This window comes from Metabacillus sp. Hm71, assembly GCF_051842955.2.
Classification (GTDB): domain Bacteria; phylum Bacillota; class Bacilli; order Bacillales; family Bacillaceae; genus Metabacillus.
In genome coordinates this window covers 54,754-80,486 of the sequence record NZ_CM200278.1, presented here as the reverse complement: position 1 = coordinate 80,486, position 25,733 = coordinate 54,754, and the positions used below count along the sequence as shown (strand labels likewise).

Sequence of the window (25,733 nt, the reverse complement as noted above, 5' to 3'; positions counted from 1 at the left end):
TATGCTAAATCCCTGGATTTGCTGAAAAGTTTATTCATAAATTTCAGGCTTTAAAATTCCGATATAAGGAAGATTTCGATATTTTTCGCTGTAATCAAGGCCGTAGCCCACTACAAAAGCATCTGGAACAACAAAACCTACATAATCAGCTTCAATATCAGCTTTTCTGCCAGTTGGTTTATCAAGCAGTGTAACGATCTTTATTGATTTTGCTTTGCGGTAACGGAATAGTTTCACTAAATAACTTAAAGTTAAACCGCTGTCGATAATATCCTCAATGATTAAGATATCTCTTCCTTCAACAGAAGTATCCAAATCCTTGATGATTTTTACTTCTCCTGAAGAGACAGTTGATGAACCATAGCTTGAAACATCCATAAAATCCATTTCCAAATATGTATCAATATTCTTTAAAAGATCACCCATAAACGGCATGGCACCTTTTAGAACGCCAATCGCAAGCGGAAACCGATCTTTATACTCTTCCGTTAGGATCTTTCCTAACTCCTTCACTTTTTCCTGAATTTGTTCTTCAGTTACTAGTATTTCTTCGATATCTTGTCTCATTAAATGTGTGCCCCCTAGAAGTTCATAGCTCTTTATAATGTAATAATACAAAGTCATCCCCATTTGCCGGATCGGCTTCATAAATTGACTTTTTTAAGCCGGGCAGCCACAGGATGTCCCCATTCCCATCTTCTACAATAGGCCATGAGTTTCGGCTATGTAACGGAATCTTTGCATCAATAAATATATCTTTAACCTTTTTCCTGCCATTCATGCCTTTTAACTTGATTTTATCTCCCTGCTTTCTTGTGCGAATAATGAGCGGTTTCACTAACGTTTTCTCATTTAATAAAAACGATTCATTCCCATTAAATGATTCGCTGTTACCTTTGACCGATTCACACGAGATCTGAAACCCGTTTGGGAGATGAACAACGGAAGGGATATCAAGTTGAAAACAATAATCTTTACCTTCCTCTTGCTCAAAAGTAAACATACATGTTTGATATGATTTAATCACTTTTAATCTGCCTGGGTAGTCAAGTGAACCTGATGGGTGATCTTGTGAGAGTAACCTCAGTAAACTCTCAATATGTATTGAAGATAGAGAAGCTGGAATATTTACGTATAGATAGTTTAATATTAGTTGAATCCCTCTTCTTTGTAAAGGCAAAGGTAGGCTTTTAAACCTGTCGATATCCATTTCTACCAATGACTTTTCTTTTCTTTTCAATACTTTATTCATTTGTTGCTTTGTTAATTCCTTTAAATACGTTTCATCCTCTAATAAGGTTTCACTAAAATATTGAAATCTTTCGTGAACTAATGGATTTTCTCTTTTTAAATATGGCAATATATGCTTTCTGAAACGGTTTCTAGTATAATCCGTCTTTTCATTACTTGGATCAAATCTAGGCATTAAGTGTTGTTCCCGGCAATAAGAAAGAATTTGTTCTTTTGTTTGTCCAAGCAAAGGCCGTATGATGTATCCATTGTGAAACGCTCGTTTTAAGCGAATACCTGCAAGGGACTCTCCCGTACTTCCTCGAACCAACCTCATTAAGATCGTTTCTATTTGGTCATCCCCATGATGACCAAGTGCCAAACACCTTGACTGATACTTATCTAAAACTTCCTTGTAGAACTTATATCGGCACTCTCTTGCAGCAACTTGTGAACTTAAATGGTGAAGCGCAGCATATGCAGCTACATCAATTTGCTTTGCTTCACATATTATATGATGCTGCTTACAAAAATCCTGGACAAAGAGCATATCCTCTTTTGATTGTTCTCCTCTGAACATGTGATCGACATGCACAGCGACTAAATTAATCTTCCAGTGATCCTTTTGTTTATAAAGCAAGTGCAGCAACGCCAGGGAATCAGGTCCTCCCGATACACCAACGACAATGGTTGAACCCTTTTCAATCAATTGATGTTTTTGAATAAGGGCATAAAAGTTTTCCACGTTTCTTCCCTCTTTTTTTAATATTCCCTTTGAAGTCTTTTCTTTCTTATCTCTATCCTACCATTATTTCTTAGGCAATAACAAAGAAGAAAAATGCGTTCACATATTCACCATATTTTTTGAACAATTTTACAGTACGTTTTACATTAAATAATGATAAACATATAGGGAATAGATTAAAAACACGCCTATCAGAATCACAATTGTTTCAAGAACGCCGCTCATTTTTTTCCGTTTTTTAGTTTGCTTTGCCTGTTTTCTCGTTTGCTTCACTTGGGAAGGACTCATTCTTGCAGCCTGACTCTTAGTATGACCTTGTGTCTTTACCTGAGTACGATAAGTTTTCGTTTTCTGCTTCTCTTTGCTCGTTTCTATTGAGAGTAAATGAACTAAATCTCTCTTCATTTCAGCTGCATTCATGTATTTTCCCAATAGAGCCTTTTGTAAAACCTGCCTATGTTTTTGCAAGAATGGATGGTGATCAATGATGTCAAATAGCTGTGCTCTTCCGTCACTTTCACTCTTTCTAGTAAATCGCTTTGGATAAGCAGCATTAATCATGATCATTGCAACCGAAAAGAGGTCATATGAAGGCTCTGCTTTACGGGTGCCGAATCCCCAATACCCGCGGTCAAAAAACTCTGTAAACTCTTTGATTGCTCTTCCTTGCTGTGTCGTTCCGCCAACATCGATACATCTTATTCTTGGCGGAGGACCTGATATAAGCAGATTTTCAGGTTTTAGGTCCCCGAAAATCCAGCCTTGCTGATGAAGCCTTTCTAAGTTTGATAGAAGCTGAAGAACCAATACATCAATCCATTCAATTCCTCGATCTTTTATAAATTCCAGGAAATTTTTCCCTCGAACATATTCCATCACATAAAAAGGAAGGATTTTCCCATGATCGATTCTCCAATCATCCACATCAAGCAAAGAAGGCCCAAGAGAAGTACCTTGGACCTTAGAAAACCGCTTTAGCACGTTTACCTCTGAAGTAATCGCCATACTATTTTCACTCAGTTTAAGAGCGACTTTTCCTTTTCTACTATCAGCTAAGTACACATTGCCTGTTGCACCTTGTCCAAGCAGCCTTATAATCGTATATCGCTCCCCGTTCCACTTCCCATTAATAACCGTTCCTGAAGAAAGGTTACATGCCTGATTCATCATAGTATTCTTCTTCATTTTGTAATAAACCCCTTAAGGAACGTTTCTGTTTAAACTGTTGAATCGCATCCCGTATCGCTGGGCCTGTCGGTGTAATACCTCCTGTTGACAGTTTAGGGAATATAGAAGAAAGTGATTGTAGATTTGGTGTCCAATCAAGTACCTGTTCAACCTCATCCTTTTTCCCAGGAAATACTGAGACAGAAAATTGATTATCTCCCATTCTTGAATTCAAACTAATAGAGAGATCAAGCAATGCTTCCTTAACCGTAGGGAGCTTTGGCTTCATACTTGCACTTGTATCAACTAAAATGAGGATTTCCAAGCTTATGGTTTCACCTAGTTCATCAACAACCTCCATTACCTCGCCCCGTTTTTCAGGTGGAAGTTCTTCCATTGACGTATGTTTGCCAAGGATTTGCTGCAACTCTTTATTTACAACTCCTTGAAGCGTTTGCGTCATAGCTTTTCTCGTTACCATTTGCACTGTTTGCGATAGTTGGTGCGCATAGACAATTTGGTGTACGCCACCTCCTGACATTGCGATTCCTTCTATTTCTTGCATGGCCTCATGATCAATCACATTTTCTTCAACAACACCAATAACATTTACCGTTATCCCTTGCTCATGAGCTAATGCTGCTATTGCAATGGGATCTTCCCCATGATTAGAACATCCGTCCGTAATTAATAAGATTTGCTTTAAATGACCCTTTGCCATAATTACCCTCCTAGAGAGATGTAAATTTTTCATATATCGCTTATATCGCTTGGACGTATATGAAAACTTGTTACCATACTCGCCAGAAGAGCAGGTTTTTATACTCTAGCTCCTTCTTAACCTATTTTTTTCTTTGCTTCATATTTTGAAACAGGAATGCTTGCCCATTTCGGCGTATTGTGCTCAATCGCTGAAACAACAACCGTCATATCATCCTCGATTTTACCGGATCTCGTTCTTATCACCTCTTCCATTATTAGGTCTGCAACCTCTTGAGGATCTTCCGTTTTTATTTCACTAATTTTCCGCTTCATCCATAAATCATAATTCTCAACATGTTTTGGTCCTTCAAAGATACCATCACTCATCATAATCAAAAGGTCTCCTGCCTTCAGCTTTTCCCCAACAACATCGACATCGAAATCATCGATAATGCCCATTGGTAGATTGCTAGCTTGAATTTTAATGATTTTATCTCCTCGTTTCACAAAGCTTGGCGTTGAGCCAATTTTTAAGAATTTACTGGTTCCATCTTGAAGATCGACAATCGCTAAATCGAGCGTTGAGAAAATTTCATCTGTCGTTCTAAGCGATAAAATTGAATTGATTGTTTTAATTGCAACCTTTTCTTCTATGCCTGATTGCAAGATTTTTTGCAATAGCTTGATCGTTTCATTGCTTTCAAAGTGAGCTCTTTCACCATTTCCCATTCCATCACTAATGGCAACAGCAAACTTGCCCACTCCTAAATCAATCATTGAATAGCTATCACCTGATACTAAACCGCCGCCTTTCGCTGCATGAGCAACACCTGTTTCAATCCGGAATTTCTTCGCTGAACCAAATGAAACATGGCAATAACCATTTGGATAGTTTGCACACTCCTCATGTTTAACGATAATTGATTCATCTAAAATATCAGATAGCATTGGTGCAATGATTTTTTCGCACTCACCATGTCCATTACAAAAAGGAATACTCATTTCAATATCGACATTCCCTTGCTCAAGGCTGTAAATATCTACATTGACAATTTCTATCCCGAAATTTTGCAGGGCATCTAAAATTTGCTCCTCCTGGACAAAATGATTCTCGCGTTCTCTTTTAATTTCCTTGGAAAGGTCCTCCATAACATGTGATACACCTAATAGTTGTTCAGCAACTAACCTCCTGCTTTCCTGAACCTCCTTCTTTAGCTTTTGATTTGCTTGAAAATAATTGATTTCTTCTTCGATCGCCTCTTCCACTTTCGTTGATTTTGAACAGTGTTTCGCAAACTCCTTTTTTAACTTGATATTGTTTTGATACGTTTTTTGTTTCGTTTCTTGCATAATTGCCTGCATATATTCATAAGTTGTATCAAAGTTCTGTACCCAGCACCTTTCTTTCTTAAAACAATGCTGGCATGTACTTTCAGTAATACTGCTTAAAAATAAATCGGTTTCTCGTTGTTCATCTTCTGTCACATCCTTATTATAAAAGGTTCCAAAGCTTTCCGATAGCGCTTGGAATACTTGTGAAAATTGATCAACGCGATGTGCGGTTACATCACGGATTTTCCGTACATATTGTTGTTGTTCCTGAGCATGCTCACTTGTCCCTGGGATGTGCCGTGCCAGTCTTGCTGTAATGGCTTTCGGTGTAATCAGGAATAACAAGATGGCAATCATTGATTCAGTCAGTGTTGTCATTAAATCAGATGACCCTTGTCCATATAAAGAAATCAACACAGACCCTAGCAGAAGGCCAATTGCCGTTCCTAATTTTTGCCCTTCTCTTAATAGACCTCCTAATAGTCCAGAAAAGGCAAGGAGGCTCATATGATATAAGTTTCCGACGTTTGCCAAGCTTAAAATCAATCCCGTGACAACTCCAACTGTACAGCCAATGCTGGATCCGCCTATAAAGGCAAAAAGGAGAACAATATAACGGGAAAAGATATGTTCTGCCTGCAAATTTTGATAGGACACTCCAACAAGACCTGTCATTACAGAAGCTAAGAGAATCATAATGCAGATAATTTCCTCAATCTTTAGTGATTGTTTATATTTTCGGGCAGATATGAGTGGAATACTTTGAAGAAATATTAAAGTTAGGATAAAGGATAACCCTGATTCAACCCCTGCCATCATATAATCATATAATGTTAAAGTGGATTTGGTTGCGAGTGAAAAGACAATCCTTGTTAATGCAACCGTCCCAAAAACGACAAAGGGGAGAATCTTTAATTGATCCTTAAAGATATAGGCAGATAGGCGATTGATCACAAGGAAACCAATAATTGATGCTAAAATGATGAAGGATATTTCAAAAGAAACAGTCATACCTCCGGCTATTAAGGAGAAACCGGCTAATAATGCCTTATCTTTTTTCATGAGAAAAACCGCGCCAAAGAATGGCAATGCGAAAGGTAATACCTCCGATAAAATAATTGCTCGTCCTAATAAAAAACCAATTAATACATACACAAGACCTTTATGCAAGAGGAACACTTGTAATTTAGAAGAGAATCGATGAAAGAATCGATTAACTACTTGCTGGGTTTTAACCATTCCCAAATCCGAAATCGGCTCCATTAACCTTCTTTCTACTTTTTCCATCGTTCATTCCCCCACTAATTGATTGTTGCTGTAATTATATCGAACGCTTGGACAAGATTTTGTCAAAAGAAGGAATGATATTCCAAAAACAGTTCGACTGTTTTTGAAGAATGCGACAAATATCTAAGTGATGTGAAAATTTTTCCAATGTCTTTCGTCAAAAAGGTAGAAAACGATGAGAAAACGGCTAGGAATATGTAAGTAAAAGGAGAAAGAAAGATAGAATAGCCTATGAAAAACGGGTCCTTGTCGGCAAAATATTTCACCTTACCAGGTTTCGAATCCCATTTCCTTAGTGCGGAGAAGCTTTTTTAGTAAAACGACAAAAAAACTAGTTGCTCAAAACAACTAGTTTTTCCATATGACCCGTACGGGATTCGAACCCGTGTTACCGCCGTGAAAGGGCGGTGTCTTAACCGCTTGACCAACGGGCCTATTTAAATGTTGGAGACGGATATGAGATGTCAGAGGTTTATGTTTAATTTCGAAGAAAACGTTTATCCGACTTCTTACTTCCAAATTCCAACTTCTAGTATGGTAGCGGCGGAGGGAATCGAACCCACGACCTCACGGGTATGAACCGTACGCTCTAGCCAGCTGAGCTACGCCGCCATATTTCAAAGTTGTCCTTTTCTAAGGCACAAGATATATAATACATTCGAATTAAATTTACGTCAATATAAAATTTATTCACATAATCTTCTGACTATTAATCACTATTTAGAAAAGCGCAAGCGCCTTGATCAGCCTAGGGCAAATAAGACGATTTAGAATAGAAGGCGTTCTTTTGCCTTCAATTCTAAATTGGCTTATGACCTCGAGGGGCTAGGCGCTGGAGCTAGACACTAAAACTAAGTACAAAATTTTATACTTTCTTAAACATTAAAAAAAGGAAAACACCAATAAGATGTCTTCCTTTTACGGCAACATTTATATGAAGGCAGCAAGCTATCCTCTTCTAGCTCCTCGACCACCGCGTTTTGATTCTGTATTGCGTTTTAATGAAGATAGACGATCTTCACTGTCTTTTAAGAAACGACTCATCTTTTGTTCAAAGCTTTCCTTGCTATTATTGCGGAAATCATTTCCTCTTTGTCTCGGGCGATCTGATTGCCTTGGACGATCTGAGTTTCTTGGGCGTTCTGGACGTTCTGGGCGCTCTGGGCGATCTATCGCTTTTTTAATAGATAAACCAATCTTACCATCATTCTCAACATTTATTACTTTAACTGTAACTTCATCTCCGACTTTTAAGTGATCATTAATATCCTTCACATAATTATCGGCAACTTCACTGATGTGAACGAGACCTGTAGAGCCTCCTGGTAGCTCAACAAAAGCTCCAAAATTAGTAATGCCCGTCACTTTACCCTGTAACTTGCTGCCAACTTCAATCGACATAAAAATAATGCTCCTCCTTAAACAGATAAAAAATCATTCGAACCTTTATTATATTATACATAAATAAAAAATCGAGTGTCAACAAGGCTAATCTTTTATGTTAAAGATGATCTCATTCTCATCAGATAAGAAATAATCCCTTCGTGCAATTTTTGCGATATACTCATCATCATTAAGCTTGACAATTTCTTCTCTTAAAAGCTTCTCCTCTTGTTTTAATCCGCTCAATTCTTTTTCAAGTTTTTTTTGTTCAGCCAATTTTTCCTCAATGGTACTTTGCTGATTGTAAATGGTGGTGATTATAACCACTGAAGAAATGACAGCCAGTAATCCTAACAGGGTCAACCTTCTGATCAAGCCTCTTTTCCGTCGTTTCGAAAGTTGCTGTTGTCTCTCCTGTTGCTGCATATATTGTGATTGCAATTCCGTAATTTTCCTGGTTCTTTCGAGACTCATAGTTTTCCTCCTTACTTTTCTTTTCTCCGTAGCCACCACGCTTTTATCTTACTAGCTATATTCTGGAATTTTTTCATAAATCCTGCTAACAACCGAATAATCTTTCCCAGAAAGTTCCTAATTGTAAATGGAGTAAACCGCCATAAAAGGCGCAAAAGAAATCTTACCGGTGCTAATAAAAGTTTAACGAACGAATATAAAAATTGAAAAGCCCATTTTAGTAATCTCCATAAAAAGTTCACCGTTCCAAGTAAGATCACAAAGAGCAGCTGAACCAAGCCGACAATCGGTTTTACGATCATTAGATTGCCTACCTTTAGCATAAAACGATAGATGCTCAGGCTTGTCTGTATTAAACGCTCAAGAATACGCAAATACAAGCGTTTAAATAAACTCTGATAAGCTGCATATCCGCATAGAACAGCTAGGAAGATATAAATCCGCAATTCTCCTTCATTAACCAGCAGCAACAGATAAAAAAGGATAAGTCCTTGTACGACCCAAAATAAAAAATCATTAATAAAAACAACCCATCTAGCTCTCATTGGCCGCTTTAAAAAGCGGCCATAAGTATCGAGAGCCAAACCGAGCCAACCACCCATACCAGCCATTGCCAACATTGTGTAAAATTGCGTTGTCAGACTCATTTAAATAACTTGCTAAAGAGTCCTTTAGCTTTCTCCCCATGCTGTTCGTCCAAATACACCAAGTCAAAAATTCTGCTGCCCTTTATGGAAACAACGCCCTTATCAACATCAAGATTTTTCATCTGAAGGTTTTGCCCGCGGATCGCTAGCGCCCCCATGACGGTATCCAATAGAAATTCCTCACTATCAAAGCTCTCCACCTGCTTAACACCAGTTATCTCTAATAATTTCCTTCCCCGCATGATGACATCATGCTCTTGAATGGCACCTTTATGGACAGATGAATTGTTATCATAATATTGATTCATGTTCAACCTCCGCATTCTAAATAAAGGATTCTTTTACATTTGTATGTAAAAACAATCCGAATTAGAACAAGCTATATAGAAATGCGGAAGCGGCTTGTGACCTCGAGGGCCTAGGCGCTGCAGCTAGACAATATCGAAAAGCGGAAGCGGCTTGATCAGCTCCGACAAGCATAAGACGCTTAGAAATAGAAGACGTTCTTTTGTCTTCAATTCCTAAGTGGCTTATGACTCGAGGAGCTAGGCGCTGCAGCTAGACAATACAGAAATGCGAAAGCGCCTTGCCCTAAAAGCTATTCCTGCTCTACCTTCTCTTCTTTAACAATACGGTACAGATTTGCTGCCTCTTCTTTTCTTGTTGTTTCCTTTAAATCTGTAATCTCAACTGTCATTAACTTTTGGCCAAAACGGATGAGCAATTCATCCCCTATTTTCACATTAGAGCTTGCCTTTCCGGGGATTCCATTAATTGAAATCCGGCCTTGATCGGCAATTTCTTTTGCTAATGTTCTTCGTTTAATGATTCTTGATACTTTTAAAAATTTGTCTAATCTCATCTTCATCCCTCTTTATCTATTTTCTTTGCTTCATTCCATAATTGATCCATTTCTTCTAAGGACATGTCTTGAAGCTTCAGGTTATGTTCCTCTGCCTTCTTCTCTATGTAGCGAAAACGATCATAAAATTTTTTATTTGTTGAAGCCAATGCTTCCTCAGGTTCAATATGATAATGCCTTCCCACATTGACTAACGCAAATAACACATCACCGAACTCCTTCATGATGTAATGATCATTTGTATTCAATTTTAGCTCGTCTTCAAATTCTGTTATTTCCTCTTTTACCTTTTCCCAGGTTTCATCAACCGTTGGCCAGTCAAATCCAACCTTAGCAGCTTTTTTCTGTAAATGAAAGGCTTTGGAAAGGGCGGGAAGTGCTGATGATACCGAATCAAGAATGGATATTCTAATAGGGAGTTCTTTTTCTTTTTGCTTAATCTCTTCCCAGTTTGCCAGCACCTCATTTGTATCTTGAACAACCGTTTCTCCAAACACATGCGGGTGTCTGCGAACCATCTTTTCTGCGACTGCTCTTATAACATCATCAATCGAAAACATTCCATCGTCTTCACCAATTTGGGCATGAAGAACAACCTGCAAAAGAACGTCACCTAGTTCTTCAATCATATGATCTATATCTTCTTCTTCTATTGCTTCCAATAGTTCATAACACTCTTCAATTAAATATCTTTTTAAAGAGTGATGTGTTTGTTCCTTGTCCCAAGGGCAGCCATCTGGACCGCGCAGTTCGGCTACAATTTGCCTAAAGCTAGTAAATTGATGATATAACAGTTCGTTATTTTTTACAGGTGGAACATAGACACTTGTTAAGTTGTTGACACTTGTTTCACGATCAAGCTCATACAATGGCACTTCTTTAATATGCTGCTGACTGCTTCCAGCAGCAGTTACAATCGTGACACGATAATCATCTGGCAGCTGTTCCATTAAGGTGAGCTTTACATCTGATGCTACCATTTGGTCATAAACTTGAGTAATAAGAACATGTCCATTCAATTGAAGCTGTTCGCTTTTTAATGTTAAGGCATCTACTAGCTGAAATCCTTCAATTGGATCAATTTCTAATGCCTGAAAAGTCGAATCGATAAAGCTTTGTCCGCCTTGTACAACAATTGTATAACCCTTTTCCCTTCCGTTATTTAAAAGGAGTTGTACGGTTTTCTCTGCGACAAGCGGATGTCCCGGAACAGCATACACAATATCCTGATCGGCAGCTTTTTCTAATAAGGTTTCGACAATTTTCCGATACACTTCATCAAAGTCATCATTCTCTTCATAAATAGAATCAAACGCTTCATAACGTATTTCGTTATTTAATTCGACAATAATGGGATGCTCCTTTGTCCGCAAAAATAAATGCACAGATTTTGTAATTAATTGGTATACACCAAAAGGCAATTGCTGCAAATCGCCTGCACCTAACCCAACAATTGTGATTTTTTTAGCCATTTATGAACCCCATTTCATTTTACAAGTTTTTTTACAATTGGAATATTTTGAAGCTCATCATGTGTAAATACTTTTAATTTTAAAATTGCCCATCCATAAATACAACCTCCGATTAATACCCCGCTGAGCGATGCAATACTAGCATACAGTCGATGCTCTAAGTCAAAAACCAGGCCTGCAGCTTTTAGGAAGATCGTTAACAAGATAACCATGATGCCAATCGCAAGACCGATTTTAACTAAACTCTTATTCCCTTTAAAAGAATAACCTTTTATCACCATATATAAAATTGTGATCAATACGACAATCCCGTAAGAAACGACTGTTGAGATTGCTGCTCCGATCACCCCGTAAATTGGAATCAGCCACGTATTTAAACCATATTTAATCCCAACTCCAACTATGACCGACAATGCTGGAAAAAAGGCATAACCTAATCCCTGTAATATCGCAAACATAGTTAGACATAACGAGGTAAACAATATGGAAACACTTAAGACCATTAAGACCATTGAGCCTGAAGTATTTGTAAAAAGCATCACATTCGTCGGTTTTATAATCGCTATTAACCCGGATGATGCACCTGCGGCAACAACAATGCATAGCTTCAAAGAAAGATTCAGCTTTTCATGAATAAAGACAAAGTTATTTTGCACCTTTGCGCTTGCAATAACGGGAACAAGTGATAGAGCAAGAGATGTCGCAACAACTGTCCCCAACTGAATAAGCGGTTGTCCACGATCATATATGCCCTTGGTTTCCTTCGCTAAAACCTTTCCCATTCCTCCATCAACTAATAGGGAATATAAATTAAGCGCATCAATTAGCTGTATAAAAATTAGCAAAAGGCTGCTTAACCCAATTGTCCAGCTAGACTTCACTAAAGATAAGAGTATTTTCCGAGTTTGAATAGGTGCAGAAATATTCCACCTAAACATGCCGCGATGCTCTTTTCTCCAAGTGATTGCCAGCATTACCAGCGCAGCGATGCTCCCAATAATAGAACCTGCTAAAGTCCCAAAACCAACTTCATACAAATTATATCCAGCTTTTATCATGAAATAAGAGCTTACCAATATAAAAGAAACTCTAATTCCTTGTTCAACAACCTGAGAAACAGCTGTCGGATTCATATTTTGCTCTGATTGATAATAGCCTCTATAGGTTGAGACTAGGGGAACAATGAGAAACGAGATTGCGGATACCTGAATAAGCTTTGTAAGATGAAGGTCTCCCATAAAGCGTGCGATCTCATCAGAAAATATGTATAAACAAATAGATAGAAAAAAACCAATGACTAATAAATAGAAAAATATTATCGTCATGATCTTTGAGCGAATTTGCATCGATTTCCCATATCCGTATTCCGTCATCACCTTCGAAATCACTACAGGGAACCCCGATGTGGCTAAAATCACACTCATCCCATAAAAAGGATAAACCTGTTGATAAATATAAAACCCGATATCCCCGACAATATTTTGAAAAGGAACACGGTATGCTGCACTTAAAATTTTTGTTACTAACCCGGCAACTGTAAGGATAAGCGCTCCTTGTATGGCCAGATTCATCCTATTCTTCTGGACGTTCATGTCCTACTCCTCTCAAAAATCCTCTAAGCTTGATTATAGTAGAGCTGAAGAGCATTGAAAAGTCTTAGCCTAAGAATGAAACAACATTTAGGATAGATAAAACAAATAATTCAAACATAAAAAAAGCGCAAGGCGCTAAGCATTCGGCGACAAGCATAAGGCGAACAGGAATAGAAGGTGTTCTTTACCTTCAATTCCTTTTGACTAGACCCAAGAGCCGTTGGCGCCTGGAGCTAGATTCAGAAACGCAAGCTATGTTAAGAAAATATATAAATTCTGAAATCATTAAAAAAGAGCAGCATGTACGCTGCCCTTTTTGTCTACATCCTTATTGTTCCATTTGACGCGCTAAAAATCCTGCTGCAGTCTCTACTGCCTTATGCTCAACTTCACCAATTGGCTGTTCTTTAGAAAAAATAATGACAGCTCCAATTGGATCACCATTCGCGACAATTGGTCCAATTGTATATGATTTGATTTCTTCGCTAAGACCTTCAACAAGCTGTGTTTCTCCACCTTCAGCTTGTAAAACAGAGCTTCTTTCTTCCATTGCTTGTTCAACTACGTCACTAATGTTCTTATTTAAGTATTCTTTTTTTGAACCGCCGGCTACGGCAATAAATGTGTCTCGATCACAGATTAAAACTGGATGACCCAAACTATCATACAGGGCATCTGCATATTCCTTAGAAAAGTCGCTTAATTCGCTTATTGGTGAATATTTCTTTAGAATGACCTCACCATCGCGATCCACAAAGATTTCTAATGGATCTCCTTCACGAATTCGAAGTGTTCTGCGAATTTCCTTCGGAATAACGACTCGACCTAAATCATCAATACGACGAACAATACCAGTTGCTTTCATCTTATGCTGCCTCACTTTCATCGGATGATAGGGAAAAGAGTGATTGTTTGAATTGCTGTTACTTTTAAGGTAGGGTGTGTGTAACAACTCTAACCTCCTGAAGCTTTAATGAAAAAACTTTTGACAGGAGCTTTCTCTTTATGTAACAATCACCATTTGTTGAAATTAGTATCCTACACAAGTGATGTAATATACATGATGAAAGTGATTTTTTAACATTTTTCGTAAATTAACAACTAATAAGCTTCGCCTAAATCTTTTGATGTTAAACCTAATTTAAAGGAATTTCTTCTTTTTTTACTGACGCCAGCCCATTTAATAGTTCCTTGATAATATCTAACCATTTTTCTGTATCAAGCCCTTTTGTAGCAACCGTCAACTTTAATCTGCTGCCTTCCATACCTAAACCAACAATTCGATTATACTTATTGCTCAATTCGAATAGGCGGTGGCCGTCAATTTTATTACTTGCTTCCTCTTCAATGAGTAAGGTAATAACATCTTTTTCTTGTTTAATATGTTCAACTCTTTCCTGTATTGCAAACACTTTAATTTTTGCAATTTGGAATAAATAATCTACTTCAACAGGATATTCTCCAAAACGGTCAATCATTTCCTCTTGCAGTTCTTCTAATTCCTGCAAAGAATCAATTGATCTGAAGCGTTTATACATATCGATTTTTTGACGGCCATCTGAGATATACTCCTGTGGTATATAAGCATCCACTTGGAGATCAATTTCAACTTCAATCGCTTTTTCCTTCGGTTTATCTGTTTGCCGTTCTTCGATCGCTTCTTTTAACATTTGTGAATAAAGATCAAATCCGACCGAATCGATAAAGCCGTGCTGCTGGGCTCCCAATAAATTACCTGCTCCTCTAATCGATAGGTCACGCATCGCAATTTTAAATCCAGAGCCAAGTTCGGTAAATTCCTTTATCGCTTGCAACCTTTTTTCAGCTACCTCTGTTAAGACCTTATCTTTTCTATGTGTAAAATAAGCGTATGCCACACGATTAGAACGTCCTACCCTGCCTCGTAGCTGATAGAGCTGGGATAACCCCATCTTATCGGCGTCATTGACAATCAATGTATTAACATTTGGAATATCTACACCCGTCTCAATAATCGTCGTACTTACTAATACATCATATTCCCCTTCAAGGAAATTAAGCATAACGGACTCAAGTTCGTTTTCTGTCATCTTTCCATGTGCATATGTCACCCTGGCATCAGGGACAAGCATGGATATTTCCTCTGCTTTTCTTTCAATATCCTCGACTCGGTTATATAAAAAGAACACTTGACCGCCACGTGCCATTTCCCGTTCAATCGCTTCTCTTACAAGGGCACCATTGTATTCAACAACATAGGTTTGTACAGGAAAGCGGTTCTCGGGAGGTGTTTCAATAACGGATAAATCACGAACACCTAACATGGACATATGTAAGGTCCTTGGGATTGGTGTCGCTGTCAATGTAAGGACATCAACATTTGTTTTCAGCTGTTTAATTTTTTCTTTATGCGTCACACCAAAACGCTGTTCCTCATCGATAATAAGCAACCCTAAATCCTTATACTGAACATCTTTTGATAATAAGCGATGTGTCCCGATCACCATGTCAACGGTTCCGTTTTTTAAGCCTTTTTTCGTTTCAGTGATTTCCTTTCGCGTTCTAAAACGACTTAGAAGCCCAACGTTTATCGGATAATCCTGAAATCGCTCTCTAACCGTTTCAAAGTGCTGCTGAGCCAGAATGGTCGTCGGAACTAATAATGCAACCTGCTTTCCATCAGCAATGGCCTTAAACGCCGCTCTTATCGCAACCTCTGTCTTTCCATAACCAACATCTCCACAAAGTAGTCGGTCCATTGGACGAATACGCTCCATATCCTTTTTGATTTCTTGGATGGATCGTAATTGATCCTCTGTTTCCTGATATGGAAAGGCCAATTCAAATTCCTTCTGCATTTCTCCATCAGGGGAAAAGGCAAACCCTTCACTAGCTTCACGTTCTGCATACAGTTTAATTAAATCATCAGCAATATCTTGGACAGAAGACTCCACTTTCTTTTTTACCCTGCGCCAATCGCTGCCGCCAAGCTTATAAATCTTAGGTTCTTTGCCTTCAGAGCCTACATACTTTTGCACCTGGTCAATTTGTTCAACCGGGACATATAACTGGTCACTGCCTTGATACTTAATGTTTAAGTAATCCTTATGAATTCCATTAATTTCAAGTGTTTCAATCCCAAGATATTTACCAATACCATGGTTCACGTGAACAACATAGTCACCAATTTCTAACTCAGAGTAGCTTTTTATTCTCTCAGCATTTGAAAGCTTTTGTCTTCTGACTTGCTTTTTCACACGCTTTTTAAAAAGCTCCTCTTCTGTGATCACAGCAAGCTTTTGCATTGGAAGCTCAAAGCCTGTTTGAAGATCGCCTTGCATAATATAAATATTCCCGCTCTTAAAGGATTCCATCTCTCCAAGGATGTGGGCATTTATATCATAATCTTCTAAAACCTGCTCTAATTTTTTTGTTCGTTCTTCATTAACACCTAAAAAAACAACTGCATAATTCGACTTCTGCCAGCGTTCAAGCTCATTTTTCAACACATTCATTTGCCCATGGAAGTTTTGCATTTGCTTGCAAGATAAATTCAAAATATTTTGCGGGCTTGTATGTGGTACATGTCTTAAAAACAATGAAAGATAGACGATTGGGTGTTTCTTTTTCGTCATCACATCCACATAGGAATGGGATAATTTCACATCCTGAAAGATTTTCCCGTCTTCCAGCAAGCTTGTAAACCACTCAGCTTCTTCCCTATCCAATTGATCATAGGTTTCGTGAATTCTGCTTATTTCATCAAGAATGACAATAGCATCTGCAGGGAAATAATCTACTAAACTAGCAGCCTTCTCATAGAAGAGGGATGAATATTTAAAGATATCTTGACTAAATTGATTATTCCTTAAGCGCTCTAAGTCATACTGTATATTTTCAAGCAGCAATTCTTTTTGCTGCTCATTCTTCATTTTTTTAAGCGTTTTTGCTAAACCTGCCTCAACCGCTTGAATACCGCGATTTTTAGACTGTTCATCGACAATCATTTCAATTGCAGGTCCAATTGAGATTTCCTTCAGCATATGGAGTGAACGCTGGTCATCTATATTAAACGAACGAATCGAATCAATCTCAGTATCAAATAATTCAATACGAACGGCATGTTCCTCTGTCAACGGATAAATATCAATAATTCCGCCCCTTACACTGAATTCCCCTGGTGTGCTAACCATGTCTGCCCGTTCATATCCTAGGGAAATAAACATCTGAATGACTTGATCAAGGTCAATATCTTGTCCTAACGTCATCTTTAACTGATATTGTTCCCAAATTTCTTTAGGCGGAAGCAAACGCCTTATACCTGCCACAGGGGCAACAATGATCGATTGTTTCCCTTCAGCAAGCCTGTTAAGAACCTCAATTCTTTGTGCTTTCAGCTCCGGACTAGCAATCGCAATCTCAGAAGCAATTAAATCATTAACAGGGTAAAGGTAAACCATTTCATCATTTATAAGATGAACGAGATCTTCATATAATTTTTGAGCTTGATAAAGATTATGAGTAACAATTAAAATTGATTTCTTTAATTCATTATAAAGAGCTGCGGTAAAAACAGTTCTAGCTGAACCAGATAAACCAGCTACAAGCTGTTCATTCAACCCTTCTTCAATCCCAGAAACAATAGTCTTAAAATCATCTGTCTGATTAAAATATTGCTGCAAACTATACAAGCTCAGCCCTCCTCTCAGGTAAATTCATAGATTTATCTTTTTTGGCTTGTTTGTTTTTTAAATAGATTTGGATTGCCAGCTTTATACTATGGTGAAAAGCTAAACAGAAAAATGCTTTGGGGCTGTACCCAAAGCTCTTACTGAATAAAACTTTCATATTGATGAAATTCTGGATATCTATTTAGTGCATCGTGACAATCCTCGCAAATCGTTTTTATTTGTATATCACCATTTTGTTGATAGGTTATCATCTCTTGACGTTCTTCATCAGATAAATGATCAAAGCCCAGCTGTTCACTTGAAACAGCCATTTTATCAATACTTCCTACCTTCACACCACAGTGTCTACAATGATAATGCAGAGCCATAATTGCCTCCTGAAAAGGGTATATTTTACTGATAGTATGTACCTTTTCGAGGCTTGATATACATGATTTGCTCGGCAGATTAACTGATATTATGAATGTTTAATTAAACTCATTCATAATCTGAGTAAATGAAGTAGACAGCCATCTTTCACAGGCATTTGCAGATCGATCAATCGCTTCATTGATCCCTTGTGTTTCCTCATCAGTAAATCGTCCTAATACATAATCGGTAATTTTCATGCCATTAGTTGGACGGTCAATCCCTATGCGAATCCGGTTAAATTCTTGTGTGGCTAAATGTAAAATCATGGATTTAATCCCATTATGGCCACCGGCACTTCCCTTAGTCCTTAAGCGAATTCTTCCAACTGGTAGATCAAGGTCATCGTAAATAACAACAATCTCGTTATGATCAATATCATAATAATCCATCAAAGGCCGAATGCACTCCCCTGATAAATTCATATATGTAAGTGGTTTTAATAATATGATTTTCTCCCCTGAAATATGTCCCATCCCATATAATCCGTTAAACTTGTGGCGATCAAGCGGGATCGACAATTCCTTCGAAAGCTTATCAACAACCATAAAACCTACATTATGCCTTGTTTGCTCATACTGTTTCCCAGGATTACCCAATCCGATTATGAGTTTCATTTCTAGAAACCCTCCAATACAACTCAACTTATACGCATATGATTATATTATATACTTATCGTTATACTTTTACATGTTATTTTATTTACAATTCTTCCTCATATCCTAACAATAACACAAAAGTCTATGAGCAAAAAGGAAAGTGCCAGCCTTCCTAAAGCTACTAGGAAAAAATCTCTTAGTGCTCTAAAGTAGAAGGCTGACACTCGGTTAAATAATTCATCTATGGCTTTCTTATTTTTCGCTTTCTTCTCGACCTTCCTCATTTTCAGGAGTTCCAGGCTCTTGCTCTTCCCCACTGTCAATTTCTTCTTCCTGCTTAGGCGGGAGAATGGATGCAATCGCTGTCTCTTCATCCTGAACAAATGTGTAATCATTGCTCTTTGGAAGATCCTTAATTAAGATTGTTTCATTTACGCCGAGGTTTGTAATATCAACATCAATAGACTGTGGGATATTTCCCGGCTTTGCAGTAATGGTTAGTTCATGGAATGATTGCTGTAAGACACCGCCATCCTTCACCCCTTGTGCTTCACCTGTTAAATGTACAGGTACATCAACTTGCACATCCGACTGCATGTCCACTACATGAAAATCGGCATGGACAATTTCATTTTTTAATGGATCTGTTTGAACATCATAAAGCATAACCGCATGGGAATCACCATCTACATCCAGGTGAAGAATCGCATTTTTTCCTTCTTCCCTTAATGTTTTTATCAGCTCGATACTATCTAAAGCAACTGGCTTACTTTCAATTTTCTTCCCATAAATAATCGCGGGAATTTGACCTGATTCACGAATTTTTCTTTTCGCAGAGTTTGTGAATTCAGTTCGCTTTATCGCTTGTAATGTTGTCATAGTTACACCTTCCTAACGAATTATCATCCATATATATTGTTTACCCATAACTAGGAAGGTATAAACATATTTTTTCTAGCGGAAGCGATCTGGTTATGCCTGGAAAGCAAAAAGAAGCTATATTCTTATACGGGATGCCCGCATTTCAAGAATAAGCTTCCTTTATAAAAAAGTAAGTATAAAGTTATTACCTTGTGTTATTGTATAACACAAGGCGCCTTGCACTTTTCTTAATCAAAAAGTAAACTTACAGATTGTTTTTCATGGACACGAATAATCGCTTCGCCAATTAATGGTGCAACAGATAGCTCAACCAATTTATCAATTCGTTTCTCTTGCGGCAATGCAATTGAGTTTGTCACAACTAATTCTTTAATTTTAGAATTGTTAATCCGTTCAATAGCTGGACCTGATAAAACAGGATGTGTACAGCATGCAAATACTTCCTTAGCACCATTTTCGACAAGCGCGTTTGCTGCAAGCGTAATTGTTCCGGCTGTGTCAATAATATCATCAATTAAAATAGCTGTTTTCCCTTCGATATTCCCAATAATATTCATAACTTCCACAACATTTGGTCTTGGACGTCTTTTGTCAATAATCGCAATTGGAGCTTTTAACTTATCCGCTAATTTACGAGCTCTTGTTACACCGCCATGATCTGGGGAAACGATGACAATATCATCAAGGTTTTTTCCTAGGAAATATTCTCCTAATATCGGCACTCCCATAAGATGATCAATCGGAATATCAAAGAAGCCCTGAATTTGTGGTGCATGCAGATCTAAAGTAATAACACGGGTTGAACCTGCTGTTTCAATAAGATTTGCAACAAGCTTAGCTGTAATAGGCTCCCTTGCTCTTGCTTTTCGATCTTGTCTTGCATATCCATAATAAGGAATTACAATATTAATGGTTTTGGCAGATGCACGTTTTAAGGCATCAATCATGATTAAAAGTTCCATTAAATGTTCGTTAACAGGGCCGCTGGTTGATTGGATGACATAGACATCACAACCACGAATACTTTCCTCAATATTAATTTGGATTTCCCCATCACTAAACCGAGTAACAGAACTCTTCCCTAAATCCACACCAACAATATCTGCAATTTCTTTTGCTAATGCTGGATTAGAGTTGAGCGTAAATATTTTTAAATTTGAATCTCCATAGCGATTAGACATGGTAAAGTGAAAACCTCCATTAGGAATTTTTATTTTTTATTCGATCGACATAATTCTCTTTATTTACTTGTCGTGAACGTGCAACTGTTAATGCTTTCTCTGGTACATCATCTGTAACCGTTGATCCCGCAGCAACATATGCTTCTTTGCCAATTGTTACTGGTGCAATTAAATTTGAGTTACATCCAATAAATGCCCCATCTTCAATCTTTGTTAAAAACTTATTTTTTCCGTCATAATTAACCGTAATTGATCCGCAGCCAAGATTAACATCGGAACCTACCTCAGCATCGCCAATATAGCTTAAGTGTGATGCTTTGCTGCCCTTACCCATTGTCGACTTTTTAACTTCAACGAAATTTCCGATTTTCACTTCATCAGATATCGATGATAAAGGACGAATATGAGCAAAAGGTCCAATGTTAACACTGTTGCCGATTTGACTGTCATGTGCAACAGATTGACGGATTGTCGTTTCGTTTTGCACCGTGCAATTTTTAATTTCTGTATTCGGTCCGATCAGGCAGTTTTCACCTATAACTGTTTCACCTAGAATCATCGTTCCCGGGTAGATAACAGTATCGCGGCCAATAACAGCATCTGCAGAAATATAGGTGTTATCAGGATCAATAAGTGTTACACCGTTTCTCATATGCTCTTTATTGATGCGCTGCTTCATAATTTTTTCCGCCTGTGATAACGCGATTCGATCGTTAACTCCTAATGTTTCATCAAAAGAAGCTGTTTGATAGGCAGAAACAATTTTTCCTTCCTTTTTTAGAATCTCTATCACATCTGGAAGATAGTATTCCCCTTGCACATTATCATTTGATACATGTGATAATGCTTTAAATAATTCTTTATTATCAAAGCAATATGTACCAGTATTAATTTCAGCAATTTCTCTTTCTGCATCTGTTGCATCTTTATGCTCAACTATTTTTTCTACCGTACCGGCTTCATTGCGAACAATACGGCCATAGCCTGTTGGATCATCAGCCTTTGCTGTTAAGATCGTTGCTTTTGCATTTGTTTCTTTATGATGAGTTAATAATGCTGCCATCGTTTCTGAAGTAATAAGAGGTGTATCGCCACAGATGACAATTGTTGTTCCCTCTTCATTCTCTAGGTATGATGCCGCCTGCATAACCGCATGAGCAGTTCCTAACTGTTCACTTTGTAACGCATACTCACTCGCATCGCCAAGCTCTGATTTTACTTTTTCAGCACCATGTCCAACAACTGTCACGATTTTTGTTAACTCTAATTTAGATACTTGGTCTAAAACATGTTGTACCATAGGTTTTCCACATACAGAATGCAGAACTTTATATAATGAAGATTTCATCCGTGTGCCTTGTCCTGCAGCTAAAATAACTGCGTAGCGATTTTCCATTTACTAGGCCTCCATTTTTATATTTAACCTTTTTTAATTAAACTATTAAATGTCTAGTACCTTTTTATCCATAAAAAAATATATCTTAAAATAACTCGTATTTCAAGATAGCAAATAAAAGTACATGATATTTCTAATTTTATCATAATAATATTTTTTCGCACGTTCACTTTAACACAATAAAGGGTCTCATGAAGAACAAAAGCGCAAGCGCCTTGGTCATCGCCGTACAAACTGGAGGAGCATCGACTGAGATAAAGGAAACACGGTAAGCGAAGCGAACCGATGTTGACTTATCGTAGGGAGATGATCTGAAGTTTGATAGGCGATAGGCGCTGGCAGTCAAAAACGCGACGTCCTGTCGCACAGACTGCACTTGCACATCCTGTGCTTCGGAGCTGGATGTAGCAGTGCTTATCCACAGTTCAATGAATTTTCTAAACGATAAAAAAGGACTTTGCATTTATCTGCAAAGTCCCTTTTTATATTTTATGAAGCACCTGCTTCTTCAAATTCTACTTCTAACTCACCTAAACGGTGATATTCTGCTAATACAGCGTCTTGAATTTTTCCGCGTGTATTAGAATTAATAGGGTGTGCAATATCTCTGAACTCTCCATCAGGAGTTCTCTTACTTGGCATCGCAACGAAGAGACCGTTATTTCCATCAATAACACGGATATCATGAACAACAAATTCATGATCTAGCGTGATTGATGCAATTGCTCTCATACGTCCTTCGGTATTTACGCGGCGTAATCTTACGTCTGTAACTTCCATCCTGTTCACCACCTTTTCCCCCATATGAAAAACTTTAGTTACTATTTCAACGTTCTTTTATATATTCCTGCAATATTTGAAAATTTTTTTAAAATTTAGATAAGGGAGGAAAAGAGGTATTAAGCAAAAGATCTTAATAATGTAAAAGGACTGTCTCAAAACAAAGGATTAAACCTCTGAGACAGTCCGTATGCAAAAACGTTATTTAATTAATGCGATGACTTCTATTTCAACTAGAGCATCTTTTGGGAGACGTGCCACCTCAACGCAAGAACGAGCTGGCTTATGCTCTGAAAAATATTGACCATATACTTCATTAAATGCAGCAAATGAATTCATATCTTGAAGGAACACTGTTGCTTTTACCACTGATTCAAGAGATGCGCCTGCCTCCTCAAGAACAGCTTTTAAGTTTTTAAATACTTGATGAGTTTGTTCAGAAATATCTCCTGTTACCATTTCCCCTTCAGCAGTTAACGGGATTTGACCTGAGCTATAAAACAAATTATTCACAATAATCCCTTGCGAGTATGGGCCGATTGCGGCAGGTGCTTGATTAGTGCTGACAATTTTCATATTATTCCTCTCCAATCTTTTTTTCTTTAATAAATTGAAAATAAGTCCCGGGCTTTACTTGGATATGCTTTTCACGCGTATCTACATCAGTGAGTTTTACGAGAGAGATATATTCGTCCACCAGTCTTTCTTCTACTCCCTCAGTTTCTACAAGAACTCCGATCCCTGCAACCTTAGCCTGGAACTCCTCAAGAAGGCTGATCATCCCGTTGATTGTGCCTCCAGCCTTCATGAAGTCATCAATAATTAACACATTAGAGCCTTCCTTTAAGCTACGCTTAGCTAGCAGCATCGTTTGAATACGTTTAGATGAGCCTGAAACATAGTTAATGCTTACTGTAGATCCTTCTGTTACTTTGCTATCTTTCCTTACGATCACGACCGGTACATCAAGTTGAGCTGCAACAGCATACGCCAATGGGATCCCCTTTGTTGCAACAGTCATCACGACATCAATTTTCCGATTACTAAAAACGGTTGCAAATAATCTCCCTAATTTGTTAACAATCGAGGGGTCACCAAGGATATCGGTTAAATATAAATAACCTCCTGGAAGCAGCCTTTCTGGTTTAGCCATTAATTCACAAAGCTCGTCTATAAATTGTTTTGCTTCATTTTCCTCGACCTGCGGAATAAACTTTACTCCGCCCGCAGCACCAGGTACAGTGAGTAATGTTCCAATTCCATGTTGCTCAAAAGTCTCTTTAATAATCGTCAAGTCTTCGCTTATGGATGATTTAGCTGATTGATACTTCTCTGAAAAATAGGTTAATGGCACTAACGAATGTGGATGATGAAGCAAATAGTTTGTCATATCCACAAGACGACCACTACGACGAAATTTCATGAAATGGTAACCTCCAAAATCCGAATATTATTATAGTAAATATAACTTAATATCCGTATTTAATCAAGGCTGTTTCGCTCCCCCAGCATTCGTACTGCAAATACTTGGTCACAAAACCCTCGAAGTCCATTATAAACTCTCGGCAATCGTGATTCATATTGTACAAGACCGAATACAGTCGGTCCGCTCCCGCTCATGAGAACGGCATCAGCACCAAAACGCTTCATTTGATCTTTAATATTTGCTACTTCAGGATACATATGTAAAGTTACACTTTCTAGTACATTTCCCATTAGTTTGCAGATCTGGTCATAGTCTCCTGCTTTAATAGCTTCAACCATTCCTTCAACATCAGGATGCTCGATCGAATTTATGTTTAAATTTTTATAAACATCAGCAGTTGAAACGCCAATTGTCGGCTTTGCAAGAACAACCCAACAATGTGGCGGAGGGTCGATATGATGGATGATTTCCCCTCGTCCTGTAGCTAATGCCGTTCCGCCATAAACACAGAATGAAACATCTGAACCGATTTCTGCTCCCAGCCTTGCTAACTCTTCTATAGATAAACCCAAGTTCCATAAGCGATTTAATCCTCGTAATGTTGCCGCTGCATCACTGCTGCCTCCCGCTAATCCTGCAGCAACTGGAATCGTTTTTGTAATCGATATCGACACACCTTTACGGATCTTATACCTTTCCTTTAACAATTTAGCCGCTTGATAAGCCAAATTACGATGATCATCTGGAACAAAACGATTTTGAGACACAATACAAATCTCATCATATGGCAAAGAAACGAGCTCGACCCGGTCAGCTAAATCGATGGTTGTCATAATCATTTTCACTTCATGAAAGCCATCCTTCCGTTTAAAAAGGACGTCCAATGATAAATTTATCTTCGCTGGTGCTTTTTCTAACACACGCATGTATTCACCTACTTTAACGATCTAAAATTGTATCAACATTGTACCACAAAAGCAGGCATAGTATTTCTTTTTTCGACAAAGAAAAGCGGAAGCACCCGCTTAGACGCTGCAGCTGGACAATTCGAAATACGGAAGCGCCTCGTTCAGCTCCGACAAGCATAAGACGCTTAGGAATAGAATACGTTCTTTGTCTTCAATTCCTAAGTGGCTTATGACTCGAGGAGCTAGGCGCTGCAGCTGGACAATTCGAAATACGGAAGCGCCTCGTTCAGCTCCGACAAGCATAAGACGCTTAGGAATAGAAGATGTTCTTTGTCTTCAATTCCTAAGTGGCTTATGACTCGAGGAGCTAGGCGCTGCAGCTGGACATTCGAAATGCGGAAGAGCCTCGTTCAGCTCCGACAAGCATAAGACGCTTAGGAATAGAAGACGTTCTTTGTCTTCAATTCCTAAGTGGCTTATGACTCGAGGAGCTAGGCGCTGCAGCTGGACACGAAAACTGAGTTCGTTGTATATCTTACAAAGGCTTAAGTGCCAGCGACTCAAGAACATGCTGACTTCATTCTTCCTAT

General features: G+C 38.2%; 23 protein-coding genes and 2 tRNA genes. All 25 read right to left on the bottom strand.

From position 1 onward, the window contains the following. Positions 1-30: 30 nt before the first annotated feature. The 25 genes from hpt to ispE all read right to left on the bottom strand — a co-directional run bounded on the left by hpt (position 31) and on the right by ispE (position 25,161). Entirely contained in the window at positions 31-567 is a 537-nt protein-coding gene (gene hpt / locus ACSVDH_RS00405; RefSeq protein WP_299093029.1) for a hypoxanthine phosphoribosyltransferase, read from the bottom strand. 22 nt (positions 568-589) lie between these two features. After that, on the bottom strand, positions 590-1,975 hold the full coding sequence (gene tilS, locus ACSVDH_RS00400; protein WP_439253509.1) for a tRNA lysidine(34) synthetase TilS: 1,386 nt from the start codon (positions 1,973-1,975) through the stop codon (positions 590-592). A gap of 141 nt (positions 1,976-2,116) precedes the next feature. Beyond that, complete coding sequence (prkT, locus tag ACSVDH_RS00395) at positions 2,117-3,160, bottom strand: serine/threonine protein kinase PrkT (protein WP_439253510.1); 1,044 nt, start codon at positions 3,158-3,160, stop codon at positions 2,117-2,119. Beyond that, the gene (locus ACSVDH_RS00390) at positions 3,126-3,896 is read right to left on the bottom strand and encodes a VWA domain-containing protein (protein ID WP_439253512.1); all 771 of its coding nucleotides are present in this window, start codon (positions 3,894-3,896) and stop codon (positions 3,126-3,128) included. The genes prkT and ACSVDH_RS00390 overlap by 35 nt, the downstream gene beginning before the upstream one ends. An 83-nt stretch (positions 3,897-3,979) precedes the next feature. Next, complete coding sequence (gene spoIIE, locus ACSVDH_RS00385) at positions 3,980-6,463, bottom strand: stage II sporulation protein E (protein WP_439253514.1); 2,484 nt, start codon at positions 6,461-6,463, stop codon at positions 3,980-3,982. A gap of 362 nt (positions 6,464-6,825) precedes the next feature. Next, a tRNA-Glu gene (locus ACSVDH_RS00380) sits at positions 6,826-6,897 on the bottom strand. 101 nt (positions 6,898-6,998) lie between these two features. Further along, positions 6,999-7,075, bottom strand: a tRNA-Met gene (locus tag ACSVDH_RS00375). 336 nt (positions 7,076-7,411) lie between these two features. Then, entirely contained in the window at positions 7,412-7,864 is a 453-nt protein-coding gene (locus ACSVDH_RS00370; protein WP_299093034.1) for a S1 domain-containing RNA-binding protein, read from the bottom strand. 87 nt (positions 7,865-7,951) lie between these two features. Further along, entirely contained in the window at positions 7,952-8,320 is a 369-nt protein-coding gene (locus tag ACSVDH_RS00365) for an FtsB family cell division protein (RefSeq protein WP_439253515.1), read from the bottom strand. 11 nt (positions 8,321-8,331) lie between these two features. After that, on the bottom strand, positions 8,332-8,967 hold the full coding sequence (yabQ, locus tag ACSVDH_RS00360) for a spore cortex biosynthesis protein YabQ (protein ID WP_439253516.1): 636 nt from the start codon (positions 8,965-8,967) through the stop codon (positions 8,332-8,334). After that, the gene (yabP, locus tag ACSVDH_RS00355) at positions 8,964-9,275 is read right to left on the bottom strand and encodes a sporulation protein YabP (RefSeq protein ID WP_046517505.1); all 312 of its coding nucleotides are present in this window, start codon (positions 9,273-9,275) and stop codon (positions 8,964-8,966) included. The genes yabQ and yabP overlap by 4 nt, the downstream gene beginning before the upstream one ends. 290 nt (positions 9,276-9,565) lie before the next feature. Continuing rightward, complete coding sequence (locus ACSVDH_RS00350; protein ID WP_299093038.1) at positions 9,566-9,829, bottom strand: RNA-binding S4 domain-containing protein; 264 nt, start codon at positions 9,827-9,829, stop codon at positions 9,566-9,568. A gap of 2 nt (positions 9,830-9,831) precedes the next feature. Next, positions 9,832-11,301, bottom strand: coding sequence for a bifunctional methyltransferase/pyrophosphohydrolase YabN (gene yabN / locus ACSVDH_RS00345; protein WP_439253517.1), 1,470 nt, complete (start codon positions 11,299-11,301; stop codon positions 9,832-9,834). 14 nt (positions 11,302-11,315) lie between these two features. Next, positions 11,316-12,893, bottom strand: a complete 1,578-nt coding sequence (locus ACSVDH_RS00340) for a putative polysaccharide biosynthesis protein (RefSeq protein ID WP_439253518.1) — start codon at positions 12,891-12,893, stop codon at positions 11,316-11,318. 328 nt (positions 12,894-13,221) lie between these two features. Then, on the bottom strand, positions 13,222-13,758 hold the full coding sequence (spoVT, locus tag ACSVDH_RS00335) for a stage V sporulation protein T (RefSeq protein ID WP_439253519.1): 537 nt from the start codon (positions 13,756-13,758) through the stop codon (positions 13,222-13,224). 271 nt (positions 13,759-14,029) lie between these two features. Then, positions 14,030-17,563: a transcription-repair coupling factor gene (gene mfd / locus ACSVDH_RS00330; RefSeq protein WP_439253520.1), complete on the bottom strand. Its 3,534-nt coding sequence runs from the start codon at positions 17,561-17,563 to the stop codon at positions 14,030-14,032. A 137-nt stretch (positions 17,564-17,700) separates the two neighbouring features. Continuing rightward, complete coding sequence (fin, locus tag ACSVDH_RS00325) at positions 17,701-17,931, bottom strand: anti-sigma-F factor Fin (RefSeq protein ID WP_439253521.1); 231 nt, start codon at positions 17,929-17,931, stop codon at positions 17,701-17,703. Positions 17,932-18,030: 99 nt separating this feature from the next. Then, the gene (pth, locus tag ACSVDH_RS00320) at positions 18,031-18,588 is read right to left on the bottom strand and encodes an aminoacyl-tRNA hydrolase (RefSeq protein ID WP_299093047.1); all 558 of its coding nucleotides are present in this window, start codon (positions 18,586-18,588) and stop codon (positions 18,031-18,033) included. 234 nt (positions 18,589-18,822) lie between these two features. Then, positions 18,823-19,449 carry a 50S ribosomal protein L25/general stress protein Ctc gene (locus tag ACSVDH_RS00315; protein ID WP_439253522.1) on the bottom strand — a complete coding sequence of 209 codons (627 nt, stop codon included), beginning with the start codon at positions 19,447-19,449 and terminating at the stop codon, positions 18,823-18,825. A 230-nt stretch (positions 19,450-19,679) separates the two neighbouring features. Continuing rightward, positions 19,680-20,633 carry a ribose-phosphate diphosphokinase gene (locus tag ACSVDH_RS00310; protein WP_299093051.1) on the bottom strand — a complete coding sequence of 318 codons (954 nt, stop codon included), beginning with the start codon at positions 20,631-20,633 and terminating at the stop codon, positions 19,680-19,682. 19 nt (positions 20,634-20,652) lie between these two features. Beyond that, positions 20,653-22,029, bottom strand: coding sequence for a bifunctional UDP-N-acetylglucosamine diphosphorylase/glucosamine-1-phosphate N-acetyltransferase GlmU (gene glmU, locus ACSVDH_RS00305; protein ID WP_299093052.1), 1,377 nt, complete (start codon positions 22,027-22,029; stop codon positions 20,653-20,655). A gap of 489 nt (positions 22,030-22,518) precedes the next feature. Next, complete coding sequence (gene spoVG, locus ACSVDH_RS00300; protein WP_046517517.1) at positions 22,519-22,809, bottom strand: septation regulator SpoVG; 291 nt, start codon at positions 22,807-22,809, stop codon at positions 22,519-22,521. Positions 22,810-23,010: 201 nt separating this feature from the next. Next, the gene (gene ridA, locus ACSVDH_RS00295) at positions 23,011-23,385 is read right to left on the bottom strand and encodes a 2-iminobutanoate/2-iminopropanoate deaminase (protein ID WP_299093054.1); all 375 of its coding nucleotides are present in this window, start codon (positions 23,383-23,385) and stop codon (positions 23,011-23,013) included. Position 23,386: 1 nt separating this feature from the next. Then, positions 23,387-24,232 carry a pur operon repressor gene (gene purR, locus ACSVDH_RS00290; protein WP_299093055.1) on the bottom strand — a complete coding sequence of 282 codons (846 nt, stop codon included), beginning with the start codon at positions 24,230-24,232 and terminating at the stop codon, positions 23,387-23,389. 59 nt (positions 24,233-24,291) lie between these two features. After that, positions 24,292-25,161: a 4-(cytidine 5'-diphospho)-2-C-methyl-D-erythritol kinase gene (gene ispE, locus ACSVDH_RS00285; protein ID WP_299093057.1), complete on the bottom strand. Its 870-nt coding sequence runs from the start codon at positions 25,159-25,161 to the stop codon at positions 24,292-24,294. Positions 25,162-25,733 lie beyond the last annotated feature (572 nt).